13 protein-coding genes and 1 pseudogene are annotated in these 18,130 nt (G+C 33.6%); all 14 read right to left on the bottom strand.

Features of this window, described 5'->3' with window-relative positions:
- A partial coding sequence (locus BG261_RS03540) for a Cna B-type domain-containing protein (RefSeq protein ID WP_083318259.1) occupies window positions 1-4,403 on the bottom strand: 4,403 nt, incomplete at its 3' end.
- 557 nt (window positions 4,404-4,960) lie between these two features.
- Window positions 4,961-6,052: a DUF871 domain-containing protein gene (locus tag BG261_RS03535; protein ID WP_070791808.1), complete on the bottom strand. Its 1,092-nt coding sequence runs from the start codon at window positions 6,050-6,052 to the stop codon at window positions 4,961-4,963.
- 199 nt (window positions 6,053-6,251) lie between these two features.
- The gene (locus BG261_RS03530; RefSeq protein WP_070791807.1) at window positions 6,252-6,563 is read right to left on the bottom strand and encodes a hypothetical protein; all 312 of its coding nucleotides are present in this window, start codon (window positions 6,561-6,563) and stop codon (window positions 6,252-6,254) included.
- A gap of 15 nt (window positions 6,564-6,578) precedes the next feature.
- Complete coding sequence (locus BG261_RS03525) at window positions 6,579-6,950, bottom strand: hypothetical protein (RefSeq protein ID WP_233278892.1); 372 nt, start codon at window positions 6,948-6,950, stop codon at window positions 6,579-6,581.
- Window positions 6,951-7,007: 57 nt separating this feature from the next.
- A pseudogene (locus tag BG261_RS11745) lies at window positions 7,008-7,148 on the bottom strand (TetR/AcrR family transcriptional regulator); the annotation flags it as partial.
- A 76-nt stretch (window positions 7,149-7,224) separates the two neighbouring features.
- The gene (locus BG261_RS03520) at window positions 7,225-8,115 is read right to left on the bottom strand and encodes an MBL fold metallo-hydrolase (protein WP_070791805.1); all 891 of its coding nucleotides are present in this window, start codon (window positions 8,113-8,115) and stop codon (window positions 7,225-7,227) included.
- Window positions 8,116-8,193: 78 nt separating this feature from the next.
- Window positions 8,194-9,864 carry a formate--tetrahydrofolate ligase gene (locus BG261_RS03515; protein WP_070791804.1) on the bottom strand — a complete coding sequence of 557 codons (1,671 nt, stop codon included), beginning with the start codon at window positions 9,862-9,864 and terminating at the stop codon, window positions 8,194-8,196.
- Window positions 9,865-9,971: 107 nt separating this feature from the next.
- Entirely contained in the window at window positions 9,972-10,886 is a 915-nt protein-coding gene (locus BG261_RS03510) for a magnesium transporter CorA family protein (RefSeq protein ID WP_070791803.1), read from the bottom strand.
- 81 nt (window positions 10,887-10,967) lie between these two features.
- Entirely contained in the window at window positions 10,968-11,477 is a 510-nt protein-coding gene (locus BG261_RS03505; protein ID WP_070791802.1) for a hypothetical protein, read from the bottom strand.
- A gap of 72 nt (window positions 11,478-11,549) precedes the next feature.
- Window positions 11,550-12,260, bottom strand: a complete 711-nt coding sequence (deoD, locus tag BG261_RS03500) for a purine-nucleoside phosphorylase (RefSeq protein WP_070791801.1) — start codon at window positions 12,258-12,260, stop codon at window positions 11,550-11,552.
- 27 nt (window positions 12,261-12,287) lie between these two features.
- A complete protein-coding gene (locus tag BG261_RS03495; RefSeq protein WP_070787280.1) occupies window positions 12,288-13,094 on the bottom strand; it encodes a purine-nucleoside phosphorylase in 807 nt (268 codons plus the stop codon).
- A 24-nt stretch (window positions 13,095-13,118) separates the two neighbouring features.
- Entirely contained in the window at window positions 13,119-14,330 is a 1,212-nt protein-coding gene (locus tag BG261_RS03490) for a phosphopentomutase (RefSeq protein WP_070787267.1), read from the bottom strand.
- Window positions 14,331-14,471: 141 nt separating this feature from the next.
- Entirely contained in the window at window positions 14,472-16,307 is a 1,836-nt protein-coding gene (locus BG261_RS03485) for a potassium transporter KimA (protein WP_070791809.1), read from the bottom strand.
- Between the two features lie 198 nt (window positions 16,308-16,505).
- Window positions 16,506-17,954: a CHAP domain-containing protein gene (locus tag BG261_RS03480; protein WP_070791800.1), complete on the bottom strand. Its 1,449-nt coding sequence runs from the start codon at window positions 17,952-17,954 to the stop codon at window positions 16,506-16,508.
- Window positions 17,955-18,130: the final 176 nt, after the last annotated feature.

Below are 18,130 nucleotides of genomic sequence, written 5' to 3'. Positions count from 1 at the left end.
TCACTTGAAGTACTTGGTTTGCTACTTATTGTAGTTGAACTTGTTTCTTCTTCACTTGAAGTACTTGGCTTGCTACTTGTTGTAGTAGGAACTATTGGAGGAGTAGGTTTGTGTGAGTTTGTTACCACCCAAACACCATCACTAACTTCTTTTGCCGATGAAGTATATCCTTCTTTAACAGAGACTTCTTCAACTTCATATTTGATTTTAGTTCCATTTTCTTTTTCCGGGAGATTAGTCCATTCAGTAGAATTGCTTAATGTAACAGGATCACCAACAGTTGTTTTTTTACCATCTGTACCTACCCTATAAAGTTGAAATTGAACACTTTCTGGACGAATGTTATCTTTATCATCTTCGTCATCCCAAACTTTTTCCGCTCTAATTTTCACAGTTGTAGGTTTATGTATATTAGTAATAATAGTCCCGTTTATTTTACTTTCATAACCTTCTGGAACTACTTCTTCAAGAGAATACCTGATATCCAAACCAGATTCTTTTTTATCTAAATTATCAAAAGTTGTCGTCCAATTTCCAGTAGCATCTGGAATAATCGTTTTAACTACCCCAGTATCCTTATCATTAGCAAAAAGTTTAACTTGAATTGACAAAGGACGAATATGGTCTTGATTATCCTCATCTTCCCAGAATTTATTAACTATAATTGAAGTCTGCTCAGGGATATGTGAATTAGTAATAATTATATTTGCTTTATCCGAGTCATCCACTTCTTTTGTATACCCTTCTGGGATGTTCACTTCATCGACAGAATATTTAATTTCGCTTCCCTTTTTATACATAGGAAGATTATCGAAACTATATAACCATTCATTTGAATTAGCATTATTCTCAGGAGCAACTATTTTTTGAATGATTTCTTTTCCATCTTTATCAAGAGCTGGTTGACCATTTGCTAATAGATTAAGCATAATACTTTCAGGACGTTTACCATCTTGATTATTTTTATCTTCCCATACTTTTATACCTTTAATAGATACTGTTTCTGGGACATAACTATTTGTAACTATAAAGTTATTAGGATTATCTTTATCAGTTTCAATTGATGATTTATATTTTTCTGGTACATTTAATTCTTCTATACTGTATGAAACTTGTTTACCTTTTTCATACTTAGATAAAGACTTCCAATCGGCACTCCAGTCATCTTTTGTTGCAGTTAAAGGAGAGCCCACTGCTACTTTTTCATCACCCTCAACTTGCTTATAGAGCTGGAATTCAACTTTTTCTGGTCTAAGTCCAGCTGTATCATCCTTATCATCCCATACTTTTTTAACTGAAATATTAATAGTTTCTGGAACATAACTATTTGTAACTATGAAGTTATTAGGATTATCTTTATCAGTTTCAATTGATGATTTATATTTTTCTGGTACATTTAATTCTTCTACACTGTATGTAATTACTTTCCCTTTTTCATATTTAGGTAAAGATCTCCACTCAGTATTCCAGTCATTTTTTGTAGTAGTTTGAGGAGTGCCTACAGCTACTTTTTCATCACCTTCAACTTGCTTATAAAGTTGAAATTCAATACTTTCAGGTCTGAAACCAGCTATGTCATCCTTATCATTCCATACTTTTTTTGCTGAAATATCAGTTATTTCTGGCATACGACTATTTGTGATTTTTTTCCCATCATCGCTAACTTTGCTACTATATCCATCGGGTACATTTACTTCTTTAAATGTATACATTATGGGTGTAATAGGTAGTGTCGGATCTACTATTTCAGAATTATAATATTTAGGTAAATCTTTAAATTCGAAGTTCCAAGTGTCAGAATCAGAAGATTTCACTTCTTTTGTAATAAGATTGCCATCAGAATCTTTAGCTTCTATACCATTGGCCAAAAGTTGAATTGTTATAGAAGCAGGACGTTTACCATCTTGATTTGAACTATCATCCCATATTTTTTGACCTTCTACTAGTGTCGTAGACTGTGTATTTGTAATTGTGTAATTAAATTTACCATCCTCTTCACTATCAAGAGAAATATCAGATTTATACCCTGCTACTTCACTTTCAGATACCGTATATTCAATTGTTTTCCCATCTTTGTTTTTAGGCAAGTTCTCAAATGTGTATGCCCAAGTATCTGATTTGTGATCACCTTGAGGAGCACTTATTTTTTGTGAAATTTTTTCCCCATCCTTATCAAGTGCAGGCTCACCATTAGCAAATAAATTTAAAGTAATTGAATCAGGACGAGTATTATTTTGGTTACTGTTATCATCCCACTTTTTCAAAACTTTAACTTGCGTTAATTTAGGAGTATATGAATTTATAATCTTATATCCATCTTTATCTTTGTTGCTAGCATCATAAATTGGATTTGGTGCTGGATTTGTTACGTCTTCAGAATATCCGTCAGGTACGTTCTCTTCTTTAACAGTATAAGTATATACATTCCCATCACCATCTGAATACGGAATATTGTCAAATCTATAATTCCAAGTATTATCCGTTTTCTTGTCAGGCTGAACATCTACTCTACGATATACCGAATCATTGCGATAAAGTACTACTTGAAGACTATCTGGTCTTTTACCATCTTGATTTTCACCATCATTCCAAACTTTTGTACCCAGTATATTGATTAAACGATCTCCTGTTCCTCCGCCTTCTTGTCCACGCCATCCAGCAGATGCAGCACTTGAGTCAATTAAAACTCCTGGGTTTTCAGAATTATTTGGATCACCATCGTAAGAATATGCAGTATTAGGCCATCTTTGTTGCTTGGTTGAGTCATTAAATTGTGGAGCATCATTGTAAATTAGTTTAGTATTATATGTTATATAAACTGCTGAAAGAGATGTAGGATCATATGTTTCACCAGTTGGGGTATTTTTCTTATTGGGAGTCAACTTACCAAAATGAAAACTCATTACCCTTGAACCATCTGGCTGTTGTATGAAAACTGGATTGACTTTTTCTTGTCTTAAAGTTTTACCATCACCATTTCTATAAGTTATATTCATAGAACCCGGGATATACTCCTGTAGATTTTTAACTACATCATATAAGTATGAATCATTTACAAGATATCCACCTTTATTGACTGTTATTCTCCATGTTATCTCAGTTTCATCTGCATTCGTATTGTATGGTGCAATATTTTTGGCTATAGCACTCTGTCCTGAAGAACCACTACTTGAAGTTTTAGAAAAATTCACATGGTAACCCTTGGTAGTCCCATCATTTAATGAGAAAGAAATATCATTTCCATTTGTATAGTCAATTTTACTTTTATCTGCACCAGACCAAAATGAAAAATTTATTTTAACATTATTATAAGACTTGACATTATCATTAAATTGAATATTTATTTTTCCATTTTGAATTGTGACTTCACCAATAAAAGTTCCATCTTCCATCTCAATACGAATTGGACGAGTGGTTTCAAATTTTGAAAATAAGGTTGGTAAATTCATGATATACGGCTGTGTAGTATCAATATTATTTCCATTACCAAAATTCATTTGATATTTCAATTGAAAAGACTGTGAGTCAGGATAAGTCTTACCATTTGGATTAACTCCTCCAGCCAACATGTCCACATTGGTTACATATTGTGCCGCATCAAAATTTGTTGCTGCCAGTGCAAGTTTAGCATTGGATACCTTTATTTTTGGCTTAGCTGTTTCAACAATTGATTTTGAAGGTAATATGTCTTTGGTACTTGATTTTACTTCAGGAACAGCTGAACTTTGTTCTTGACTTGATGAAGATGATGGACTTGAAGCTTCGCTACTGCTAGATGCACTAGATGGCTCAATTATTGATGATATTACATCAGATAAATCACTTGAGTCATCACTTTTCAAATCCTCATTGCTCACTTCACTTTCATTGATAGTTTCTTTAGTTTCAACAACTGAAGTTAAAGGTGTTGTTTCTTCGTCTTTTGAAGATTCACTCAATGGAGTTGATTCTTCTGTTTTCTCAGCAACTGCAAGTGCTTTTTGGATTAAAAGCGTCTTTGTACTTTCATTGTCCTTGCTCGCTAGTTTAAGTTCTATATCCGAATCTCCAAGGATTTTTAATTTCACCTTTGAAGTATTACTTCCAACTTTTGTCCACGAAAGATCATAGGTTGTTTGGGCAATTTGGGTGATAGTTAGGCCTGTATCCACTATTGAGAGTTCGACTGGTTGGTTGGTCGTTAGCCTCAAAGTGTCGCCATTAGTCACTCCAGCATAGAAGTCAACTGTTCCCGTTTCATCGGTAGTTACTTCCTTAGCCTCTTTTTGGTTCTCATCCAAGAGAACCACATCATTCTTATTACTCTGATCTACTGTCAAGGCTACAACTTCTCCTATTGAAGTAAAAGGTAGCATTAAAAGTAACATCAAGAGAGTAACAGGCTTTTGGATTTTGTTAATCATTATATTCCCCTTGATATTTGTTATAGCAAGTAATTATCTCATATGCACAATCCCCCCACTATACTTGATATTATAGCATATAACAATATAAAAACACGCATTCTAGTGCTAGAATACGTAATATAATTCAAAAATATTTTATTTTATCTATTTTAAACTTAAATATGTTCAAATTTATAAAGAAGTGTCACACTACTAAGAATTTCAATTCCGTTATTAATGTTCATTAACTAAAACTAATACAGTTTAGTCCAAGGCATATATTAAACAATTTAAAATTTCTAATGCATTCAACAGTTGTTAATTGTTACTCACTTCTAATTTGGTTGTCCTATATTTTTGAAAAATTTTTTCAAGGTTTTTAATTACTTAAACTTGCATCTAATATTTCTACTTTACCATCTGCACACTAACGAAGTTTTAATTGATTTAAATTTTCCGTATATATTCTCCTTTTTTTCCCACAGCAATATTTTAATTGAAAACTAGAAATTAGCATAAATAAAAAAATACGTACTCAAAGTGCTAGAATACGTATCTTTGCCTAAAAATATAACTTATTTTACCTCTTCAAATTGGAAGTCTCCCCAAGGTTTGAGGTAATCTAGGAGGAATAGTTCATCATCAGAAATGCGACCAACAACATTAATACTTCCTGTGTTAGGCATCTCTTGTAAAGCGATTTGAGTTTCACCCTTGTATTGTCCAAAATTCACATTACCAATTAGGATGTCACCACGCTTGATATCATTTGTATCATGTGCTGGGAACTCTCTATCTTTATACCAAACACGAGTCATTGTGCTACGTAGAATATAGTCACTTTTATCTCCGCGATATGAGTGTTGACTTTCAAACAGACAAACTTTTTCATTATCTGTAATGTTTTCTCCAGTTACAACCTTAAGAGTTGGTTTAGTTGAGAAGAAAGCTTCAGACATTGCTTTTAATTCTACTTCACTTGCATAAGCATTACCAATTGAAATATCGTCAATACCACCTAATAGTTTCATATGTTTAACTTGAGTTGCAAGTTCTAAATCACGGTGAATTTCAAGACTAGCAAGACCATCATTATGTGGCCATGGTCCAAATGTTGCATCGTGAGAATTAACAAAGGCCATAGTATTTAAGTTATATTTATTGAATTTCTTAGTACAGTAAATAAAGTGGTCAAGTCCTAAGCCTGAATAACGCATTGGATAGAAATTGTGACTGCCAAGTAAGTTATCAGTATTTGGTGAAAATGACATGATATTATCAACGTAGTTAGTACCTGTGCTCATGTTAATTTCAATCTTGATACCATATGGGTTACGAGTCATTTTAGCTTCCTCAGCACCTGTAAAACCAAGGTCAAGACGAACACCATATGCTCCCATTTCATCAAAGAATGAAAGATCGTCATAAGATACACCTAGTTGTTCAAAAAGGGCTGGATTAATATCAACCATAACTTCCATACCTAAGCTATTTGCATAATCAATAGGTTTTCTGAAGTTAGCGAGTACACTATCTTTATCGCCTTCAATTTCAAGAAGAGACGTAAATACTCGTTTGAATCCATATTTATGAGCTAAATCCAAATATGCTTTATCAGCTTCAAAGGTTGAACGTTCTGGATATATTGAAATACCTAATTTTCCCATTTTAAGACCTCTTTTTTATTTAATTAATAAGTAAACTTCGACTTTTTGTAAGCCTTTACAGTTATTATACCAAAATAAATTGGTCTATGCCAATTTATTTTTGGTATTTTTTTATATACAAGAAAAAAGAACATCAAAAAACATGAAGGATTGATAAACTTCACGCTCATAAATAGTTTAAATTAATTCATTTAAATACTTAAAACTTTCTCTTAATATATTTGATCAATAAAAGGATAATAGAAAGTGTTAAAAATACAAAAGCTATTTTTATTAAGATTGGAGTATCTGCCATAGAAAATATAAATAAAACAGCTGAAATAAATAATAATATTAGCAAGATAGCAAGCAAATAAAAGGGTAATTTCAAAAGATACAAAGCTATAATAATAAATATTAAAGCACCTATCACTAGAGAAAGCCAGTTTTGCTCAAAAGGTTGCCCGACTTGTGTTGCAAAAATACCAGTTAATAAACCTAGAACTAGTAATATAGAAGCTAGAATTTTCATTTATTTGAGACCTTTCTATTGTTTCAAAATTAAACTTAATAATGCAGTAAACATATTTTTTAATAATTTTTGATAATTAGATGTTTGTATTTCATTCTGATGTAAATCTAAAATTGAAATAGCATTAAACATTTCAATTGCTTCTTCTTTTCCTACTTTCTCATTTAACAGTCGTTTTTCATCCCAGTAATCAATTAATTCTTTAAAAGTCTTATATGCAACTGAATCTTTAATAATTAAATCATATTGAGATTGTAACTTTTCCCTTAAGTATTTTGAACATGACCACTCGTTTAATAATCGGTTTTCATGAGTTTCTTCAAATATTTTTGAAATAATCATGTAAATCAATTCAATGGGAGTCTCATCAAAATTAATTGTTGACAATATATTCTCTTTTACTCTCTCGTTTTCTTTTCTATAGGAATCAAAGTATATTTCTTCCTTAGAAGAATAATACTTGTAGAATGATCCAGTTGCGATATCAGCGTCTTTGCAAATTTGCTGTATGTTTGTTTGTTTATACCCATTAATCTTAAATTTCTCAATTGCACTATTCAGTATTTTCTCTTTTATGTTTTCCATGAATGAATAATATAATTATTCATTCATTTTGTCAAGAAAAAAGAGAGGAAAATTAAAATCACCCTACACAAATCTTCTATTCTTTATCAATTGGATGAAATTCAAAATTTTCTCCTTTTTTGATTAAATTACCAATTGAAGGAACTGAAAAATGAGTACCAGCAACAATATATTTTTCATTAGAGAACTTATCTGCAAATTCTCTCCTTGTCTTTACACCTACTTCAGCATTATTATCAGCTTTCATAGACCAGTGTAGATTTGCAAATTGGCAAGGATGATGGATACAATCTCCAGTTATTATAAAATCTTTTGCTCCGGTTTCAAATATAATACTATTATGTCCTGGTGTGTGACCTGGCGTTGAAATAACTTTTATACCATCTCCTAAATCAGCATCTTCATCTAAAAAATTTACAAGACCAGCATCTAAAACGGGAAAAACTGAATCTTTCACAGCTTCTTCCTGACCCTCACCAATAGAGCCTATACCTTCTTTACTAGTCCAAAATTCATATTCTTTACGACCAAAATGATATTTTGCATTCGGAAAAGTAGGAAGCCAGCCTTCTGATGTCTTCATTGTATTCCAGCCAACATGATCTAAATGTAAATGAGTACATAGGACGTCAGTAACTTTATACCTATCAATACTATTTTCTTCAAGAGTACTTAAAAAATCTAGGTGTAATTCATTCCAATGTGGGAAGTCGATTCGTTTTTTATCATTTCCAATACAGGTATCTACTACTGTTAGTCTATCATTTTTTTCAATGATGAAGGCTTGGGATATACCATTTAAAGTTCCATCTCCGTTTACATAAGGGTAATCTAACCACTTAATTTTTTTTATTTCTTCTAGCGTTGCTTGACTAATGAAATGTTGAATTGTTTCTCCAATCTCAATTTCGATAATTTGAGTGATATTTATATCTCCTATTTTTGTTTTCACCACATCTAAAGTCATTTTAATCTCCTTTATCTTTTTTATTATATTAATTATAACAAAAAAAGAAGAGATAAAACTCTTCTTGATGTAAGTCTATTAGAACAAACCTGAGATATTTCCTTTTGAGTCTACATCCATGTTCATTGCGGCTGGAACTTTGGGAAGTCCTGGCATTGTCATGATTGCTCCTGTCAAAGCTACAATAAATCCTGCTCCTAATTTTGGAATCAGTTCACGGATTGTAATATCAAATCCAGTTGGTGCACCAATTAATGTTGGGTCATCACTCAATGAGTTTTGAGTTTTGGCCATACATACTGGAAGTTTATCCCAACCATTCTTTTCAAATTCTTTAATTTGATTAAGTGCTTTTTTATCAAAGTTAACTGAATCAGCACCATAAATATTTTTGGCGATAACTTCAATTTTTTCCTTAATTGGTAAATCTAGATCATATAAATATGTAAAATCAGATTCTTTTGAAGTAGCTTCTACTACTTTATTTGCAAGTTCGATTCCACCTGCCCCGCCATCAGCCCAGACACTTGTAAGTGCCACTGGGATATTGATTTCATTTAGTAAATCAGTTAAGGCATCAATCTCAGCTTGCGTATCAGTTATGAATTCATTGATTGCAACTACAACTGGTAGTCCATAAGAAGACATATTATCGATATGCTTTTTAAGATTTTCAAAACCTTTAACAAGTGCTTCAACATTTTCACTTGTCAGCTCTGATTTTAGAACTCCTCCATGCATCTTAAGGGCACGGATAGTTGCCACAATTACCACTACATCAGGATGCTTAGGTAATTCGCGGCTTGTAATATCAAGGAATTTTTCTCCTCCAAGGTCTGCTCCAAATCCTGCTTCTGTTACTACGTAGTCAGCAGATTTTAAGGCAAGTTTAGTGGCTAAAACTGAGTTACATCCATGAGCGATATTTGCAAAAGGTCCTCCGTGAATTAAGGCGGGATTTTTTTCAATCGTTTGAACTAAGTTTGGCTTGATGGCATCTTTTAAGAGAACCGTGATAGCTCCTTCAATTTGTAAGTCACCAACAGTTACCGGCTTTCTATCATAAGTATAGGCAACAACGATTCGAGATAAACGTTCTTTAAGATCATCAATAGAAACTGCAAGACAGAAAACTGCCATTATTTCGCTGGCAACTGTGATATCAAAACCATCTTCACGAGGTACACCATTGATTGGTCCGCCTAGACCGTCTGTAATATGACGGAGTTGGCGATCATTGAGGTCAACCACGCGCTTCCAGATAATGCGACGTGGATCAATATTAAGGGCATTACCTTGATGAATATGATTATCAAGAAGGGCAGCAATAGCATTATTTGCTGTCGTAATAGCATGAATATCACCAGTAAAGTGAAGATTTATATCCTCCATCGGTAATACTTGGGCGTATCCTCCACCTGCTGCTCCACCCTTTACTCCCATAACAGGACCAAGTGACGGTTCACGCAAGGCAATCATAGTATTGTATCCCTCTTTATTTAGGGCATCACCTAGACCAATGGTAACGGTAGATTTACCTTCACCTGCTGGAGTTGGATTAATAGCTGTAACAAGGACTAACTTCCCATCTTCCTTATCTGCAAGTCTATCAAATGCATCTAAAGAAATTTTAGCCTTATATTTCCCATATTGCTCAATTTCATCATCCAAGAATCCTGCTTTTTCAGCAATATCAACAATCGGCGTGAGTGTTTGCTCTTGAGCAATCTCTATATCTGTTTTTACCATTAAAATCTCCTTAAGCTTTTTTCTTATTTTAGCAAAAAAATAAGTTTTTAACCTCTTTTTCGAACTAAAAAGACTTAAATAATTCACAAACGTTCGTTAATTACGAACTATTTTTCCATAACCTTGTTTAATATCCACGATAATGCGAACCAAATTGCTACACTAATTGCAATTGTTATTATCCAACCCATAGGATTATTCTCTAGCGGAAGGGGCATATTCATACCAAAAAAACCTGTAATTATAGTAGGTATGGTTAATAGAATCGAAAGCACAGTTAGTATCTTCATAGTATCATTTAGATTATTATTAAGTACATTATTATAGGTAGCAGAAAGCTGGCTTAAAATTTCTGATGTAATGTTGGTCATTTCAACTAATTGCTTAGCTTCAATTGAAGCGTCCTCAAGTTGCTCCCTTTCAATATCATCCAGTGCTCTAAAAATTGAGTGTGCTTTTAATTGTTCAAGTAATACTGCATTTTGTTTTGAAGCTGAAAGCATATAAACGATACCAGTTTCAAGGTCAGAAAGTGCAAATAGATTTTGTTTAGTTGTTTTTTCTCTTATTCTATCATTCAATAATTTTCGTTCAGTATCCATCTCTTCAATTAATGGGAAAAAGGCATCTGAAACCATAAATAATGCTGCGAATAAAAACTTAAATGCACTTACATCTTCATGATCTAATATATAGTCATTCATTCTTTCAGCAATGTAATTATTTTTCTTATTTGTTAAAGTGACCAAGCTATTGTTTTTAGCAAGAAAAGCCATTGGTACAGTCTCATAGTGATTATCAGTTTTATTTATATTAGCAACATTATAAATCAATACAAGGGTATTACTCTTGTCATTATATTCAATATGCGCTCTTTCGTTTTTATCTAGTGAATACATGAGTATTTCATCATCTATATCATATTCTTTGTATAGTTTTGACATTGCTGCAGCATCCAAATCATCAGTTTGAATATTAATCCAGCTTGCCTTTCCATCATTAAACAATGTTTTTTTTATCATTTAACTATCTCCTTTAAACTTCTCTTAATCATTATACATATTTTTTTCTTATTTTGTTTATTGAACAACAAAAAAACAGCCTTATAGCTGATTTTTCTTATATCTACTGTAAAATTCCTTAAAAATTTTAAATACTTCTTCATTGGCCATTGAATGAAAAATTCCTTTTTCATCATACTGTCCAACCAAAGTTTGCTTTCTAAAGTGAGGTAAATCTACAACTCGAATTTTAACTCTTCCGTCCCTGTCAGGAGGTAAAATAAGTTGAATTCCATCACCATACATCTCAAGTCCTTGAACAGAGGACCAGGGAATTGGTTTTTTAATAAATGAAATCAAACTAGAAGATTCATAAACAGTTGTTTTTGTTACACGAGCAATGACCTCTCCGCCGTTGAATAGAGATATTAATTTACGTACAATATTGGGAACAAAGATTACTATAGAGAACAATGCGAATACACACCAAACTATTCTCCCTGTTCCTTTAGTGTTAAGCGAGGCTACTATCGGAATAATAGGTATCACAATAGCTAAAATTATATCAAAAATTGTACTTATTTTTTTCTTATATAAAATAAATTCTTTCATTTTAATCTTTCTTTTATGTCAAAAATTAAAAAGTAGGAAGTTAAATAAATAGCTTCCTACCAAACTTACTATCTATTCTGCAATAAGAGTTTCAAGGCCAACAGTCATCATATTAGTAAATGTAGTCTGTCTTTCTTCTGCAGTAGTATCAGGTTCATCATTAACAAGACTATCAGAAATTGTCATAATTCCTAGTGTTTGTACACCAAATTTTGCACCAAGGTAATACAGTGCAGCTGCTTCCATCTCAACTGCCTTAACACCCATAGTGCCAAGTTTGACATTCTTTTCATAAAAATCACTGTAAAAGATATCAGTTGATAGAACTGATCCAACATGAGTAGTGATATCTAAGTCATTTGCAATATGGTAAGCCTTATCTAAAAGATCGAAATCAGCAATTTGTGGGAAATCATATTCTGGCCAATCATTTCTTACGAAACTAGACATTGTAGCAGCTGCTTGTGCTAAAACCATTTCACGAACATGAACATCTTTAGCAAGAGCTCCAGCTGTACCAACACGGATTAACTTCTTAACATCATATTCAGTAATAAGTTCATGAGCATAAATTGAAATACTTGGAATACCCATTCCAGTACCCATTACACTTACTCTGTGTCCTTTATATGTACCTGTGTAGCCAAGCATTCCACGGACATTATTAAATAATTTAGCATCTTCTAAATAATTCTCAGCAATAAATTTTGCACGAAGGGGATCTCCTGGTAAAAGAATTTTATCAGCGATTTCACCTTTTTTTGCTTCAATATGTGTTGACATTTTTTTCCTCTTTAATAAATTATTTTTTTATAATGCAGCAAGAATTGACTTAACAAGTTCTTGGAAGTCAGCTTTGATGCGTGTTGTTACTTCTACTACTTCAGCATGATTAAGTTCAGCTTGTTGCCCTGCTGCGTGATTAGTAATAGCAGAGATACCAAGAACCTTCATACCAGAATGGTTGGCAACAATTACTTCTGGGACTGTAGACATGCCTACAGCATCAGCACCGATTGTTTTAGCAAAACGAATTTCAGCTGGTGTTTCGTATGTAGGACCAGAGAATCCCATATAAACACCTTCTTCAGTTTTGATTCCGTTATCAGCAGCTACTTTTTGAGCAATCTCACGATAGTTCTTGTTGTAAGCTTCAGACATATCAGGGAATCGTGGACCAAATTCATCTAAGTTTTCCCCAATTAATGGATTATCAAAAGTGTAGTTAATATGGTCATTGATTAACATAAGAGTACCAGGACCAAAATTAATTCCACCTGCTGCATTAGTTACGATTAAGCTATCTGCTCCAAAAGATTTCATTACACGAACTGGCAAAGTTACAGTTTGCATAGAATGACCTTCATAATAGTGAAAGCGTCCTTGCATTGCTATTACTTTCTTACCAGCTAAGTCGCCATAAACTAATTTACCAGCATGACCAGCAACTTTTGATGATGGGAAGTTAGGAATATCAGCATAGTCAGCTACAACTGGATTTTCAATTTCATTGGCTAAGTCACCAAGACCTGAACCAAGAATTAGCCCAAAGTCTGCCTGACCAAAACCAACTGATTTTAAATATTCAACTGTTTCTTTAATTTGATTTGATACGATATTTGTCACTTTCTCTTACCTTTCTTAAACTAATTCCTTAAGGAAGCTCTTACCATTTTCAGTTTGCGGAACACCAAAGTTATCAGCAACTGTAGCAGAAATATCAGCATAGTGTCCTACTGGAAGAACTCCACCATGTTTAAATGATTTACTATAAGCAAGTAAAGGCACATACTCACGAGTATGGTCGGTACCTACATATGATGGATCATTACCATGGTCGGCAGTGATAAGCAATAAATCATCTTCTTCCATAGCATCCATTATTTCAGGTAAACGAGCGTCGAATTCATTAATGGCATTTCCGTAACCTTCAATATCGCGACGGTGACCAAAGAGAGCATCAAAGTCCACAAGGTTAGTAAATGAGAAGCCTTCCTTAAATTCTGGATCCTTAATTGTTTCCAAAAGTCTATCCACACCAGCCATATTATGAGCAGTATGTCCCATATCATGGTTGATACCAGCTCCGTTGAAGATATCGTTAATCTTACCAACTGAATAAGTACCAACTTCATTCTTATCAAGAATATCAAGCACAGTTTCTCCAAAAGGACTAAGAGCATAGTCGTGACGACCAGCAGTACGTGTGAAATTACCTGGAGTTCCCACATAAGGACGAGCGATAATACGGCCAATCATGTATGGATCGTCAAGAGTAATTGAGCGTACGTACTCACAAATCTTATAAAGTTCATCCAAAGGAATGACATCCTCATGAGCTGCAATCTGAAGAACTGGGTCAGCACTTGTATAAATGATTAATTCCCCAGTTTCCATTTGACGAGGACCAAAATCTTCAATTACTTGAGTTCCTGAATAAGGTAGATTTGCTTCGCGAATTACTTTTCTTCCAGAAAATTCTTCAATTTTTTCAAGTAGATCTTCAGGATATCCTTCTGGGAATACTCTAAACGGTGTTTGAATATTTAAGCCCATAATTTCCCAGTGGCCCGTCATTGTATCTTTACCACGAGAGATTTCTTCTAATTTAGTAGCATAACCAATTGGATTTTCAACTTTTTCTACACCTTTAAGTGGTGTAGGACGTTCAATATTTCCCAGTCCAATTTTTTCCATATTTGGAACTTTAAGATCATAGTTATCTGCAATATGACCTAATGTATCACTTTCAGTGTCGTTTTTATCAACATTAAAGAATTGATCTGAATCTGGTGCAGCACCAATTCCAACAGAGTCCATAACAACTAAATGAATACGATTAAATTTCATAATATTTTACCTCACTATTTATTTCATTCCCTTATATTTTACCACATTTGCACCTTAATTAATAATTGCATGACGCAAGTTTGTTAATATTTTTCTATACAAAAAAATCGAAGTTCTAGACTTCGATTAAATTTCATTAATTAGTTATTTTTTCAAGTTATAGCTGTATGTAGAAACGATGACGTTATCTTTGAAACCGAGATAATAACGAATACGGATACTCATTTGGTTGTGCAAAATATTTTGCCAACGTTTATTGGGAACGAATTGAGGAACGATGACTGTGACAGTATTACCTTTTTTCTGTGCAGCTTTACTTACAAGGTCAACGAATCTAACAACTGGTCTTACAACATCACGATAGCTTGATTCAACAATTGAAAAACGAATATTAGGGAAGTACTCTTTAAACTCTGCTTCAACTTTAGCATTTTTATGCTTAGTTTCCTTTGTTGAAACGTGCATTGCAACTACTTCATCTCCAATACTCTCAGCATAAGAAATCGCTCCAACTGCAACACGTGTAACGTTTCCTACTAAAACTATGACTGTATTACCTGTGTATTCAGTAGCATGTACATCCTCAGTAAGTCTTAACTGTTCAGCAACTTGTACATAATGTTTCTTTATTCGATAAAACATATAAATAAGTGCTGGTAGAATCAAGAAGAATGGCCAAACATCCTTAAATCTTAAAGCTATCAGTATCAAAACGATGGCATATGAAATAAAAGCTCCAATGATATTCGATATTGAATGTTTCAAGAATGCGTTACCGTATTGCTTACGCCATTTGACCACCATACCAGTTTGTGATAGGGCAAAAGGAACAAATACTCCAATTGAATATAATGGAATTAACCTTTCAGTATCTCCATCAAATACAAATAGTAAGACAATTGCACCTAGTGCTAGACTAATAATACCATTTGAGTATCCAAGTCTGTCACCTTTTTCCATATACATATGAGGCATATATTTATTTTTTGCTAAATTGAAAGCAAGCATAGGGAATGCTGAGAAACCAGTATTCGCAGCAACTGCTAAAATCATAGCTGTAGCTATTTGAAAAATATAATATAGCGCTCCTCCACCGGGAAAAGAAAATACACTGTGTGCTACTTGAGATAAGACTGTAGACCCAGCTTTAGGAATAATTCCTAGCCAATAATTAAGAAAAGTAATTCCAGAGAAGAACACCCCCAAAATCAGAGCCATAATTGCTAGTGTTGCTGCTGCATTTTTAGCTTTTGGCTTTTTAAAGAACGGTACGGCATTACTAATCGCTTCAACACCTGTAAGTGAAGCTGACCCACTTGAGAATGCTTTAAGTAACAATACCATTGAAACTCCTGGTACAAATGTTCCTATGCTAGCTGTGGCATTAAAAGGAAGACTACCAGTCGCAATTCTAAATAGACCAACACCTATAAGAATAACAGTTGCAGTAATAAAAGTATAAACCGGTACTAGCAAGAATCCAGCTGATTCTCTAAGGCCTCTTAAATTCATGACCATTAAAACTAGAACTAGTACCATAGATATTTCTAAATTATATGAATGTAGAAAAGGGATTGTTGCTGTAATTGCATCAGCTCCTGCCGATACAGATACAGCAACAGTAAGCATATAGTCTACTAATAGGCTTCCACCAGCAACAAGGCCTGCATTATCGCCTAAATTCTCAGACGATACCACATATGCCCCACCTCCTTGAGGATATGCTTTAATAATCTGTCTATATGATAAAGTTAAACTAGCTAATAATATTAGAACCAATATGGCAATTGGGATACTATACCAAATCGCAGCTGTAGACAAAGTAAGTAATACTAATACTATTTGCTCCGTACCATATGCGATTGATGAAAGTGCATCACTTGATAACATTGCTAAAGCTTGTAGTTTTGTAAGCAAATGGCTGTCATCATCTGTAGATTTTAGTGGTTGCCCAACTAAAATTTTCTTTATATTTTTCATTATTTCCAAAAACTCTCCTGTATAATTGATACCGCTATAATATACTCTTTTTATTAGAAAAATACTAGTATAAATTCGTTACATTTTCAGTAATTTTCATATGTTTTCATATAAAAAAGAAAAAATTTGGATATAAATATATAATATGCAAAATTATACAAAAAAAATCACCATTAAGGTGATTCTATAACATAATTTTTATACGTGAATAAAAGCAATTACTGAAGAACGTGGAATATCTCTGTAGTGCCAGTCAGGAGATCCATTAAAGTTTGTTTCTTTAATACTAATCATATTCCCATTAACTGCAGTAACAACAGATACATGTCCATATCCCATATCTACTGCTGGATCACTTGTTACAGCAATAGTAGAACCTGCTACTGGATTACCATCTACAACATGACCAAGTGCTGCTGCGCTACCAGGCCAGTTAATAGCATTTCCCCAGTTATTTCCAACATTTACACCAAAATGTTCTTTCACACCCCAAGTACATTGTCCATAAGGATATGTATTTGCAGAAGAATAACGTCCTGGTGAAGGCGCTGGAGTCGGTGTTGAAACTACAGGAGGAGTAGCAACATTGTTAGTATTAGTAACTTCTGGTTGTTTAACCTCTTGTTGTTTAGGCACTTCTTGTTGTTTAGCCGCCTCTTGTTCAGCTGCTTTTTGAGCCGCTGCTGCTTCTTCAGCTGCTTGAGCCGCTGCTGCTTCAGCATTAGCTTTTTCAGTTGCCGCCTGTTGTTTAGCTGCTGCATCTTGAGCTGCTGCTTCTTTAGCTGCCGCTTCTTCAGCTGCCTGTTGTTTAGCTGCTGCATCTTGAGCCGCTTGAGCTGCTGCTGCCGCTTTGTTTGCTTCTGCTTCCTTAGCTGCTTGAGCTTGGGCTGCTGCCTCTGCTTCTTTAGCTGCTGCCGCTTCTTTAGCCACTTGTTCAGCACGAGCTTTTTCTGCTGCCGCTGCTGCTGCTGCTGCTCTCTCTGCTTCAGCTTTTTCAGCAACTAATTTATTTCTATCATCTTCTGCTGTTGCACGTTCAGTTGCCAAATTAAGTTGTGCCACTTTCAACTCAGCATTTTGAGTGTCTAAAGTTTTTGCAGTAGTATCTAATTCAATCTTATTTTCTTGAGCTTTTTTAGCTTTAGCAGTATTTTCTGCTAATTTTTTTTCAACTTCAGCTTTATCAGCTTTTTGTTGTTTCATCATATCATCATTTGCATTCATAACTTGACGCATTGCTGTAAGGCGAGTAACAGCATCACCCAAAGATTTAGAATTAACAATTGCAGAAATATAATTAGTTGCATTACTATCAGTTTGAGCACTACGTGCTTGTTCTTTCAAAGCAACTTCACGTTCTGAAATATCTTTTTGTAATTGAGCAATTTCTTTATTTAATTTTTGAGATTGAGCTAATAAAGCATCATTTTCTTTTTGAAGAGCATCTCTTTTTTCGTTAATTGCAGCAATTTTATTTTCAATTGATGAAATTTCTGAAGATGCTGCCGCTTCTTGAGATTTTATGTCTTCTATTTTTGAATTTTTATCATTAATTTTCGAGTCAATATCGTCCGCAGATACTTGAGCATGAGCTGCCCCTAAAGTAATTGTACTTGCTAATACGATTGATAATATTGTTTTTTTCATATATTAATGGATTTCCTCCCTTTATTAACCTACCAGTAAAGTATACAAAAATTAAAAGAAAATATATGTTACGATATCGTTACATAAAGTTTCATTTTGTAATTTAAGTTACTTAATTTTCAAAATATTTCTTAATTTAGTTCTATTATCTATAGTTGTCCTTGATTTTAGCACAA

Origin of the sequence: Floricoccus tropicus (assembly GCF_001832905.1) — a bacterium.
GTDB lineage: Bacteria > Bacillota > Bacilli > Lactobacillales > Streptococcaceae > Floricoccus > Floricoccus tropicus.
The sequence above is the reverse complement of the archived record's forward strand: the minus strand, read 5'-3'. Positions and strand labels throughout refer to the sequence as shown.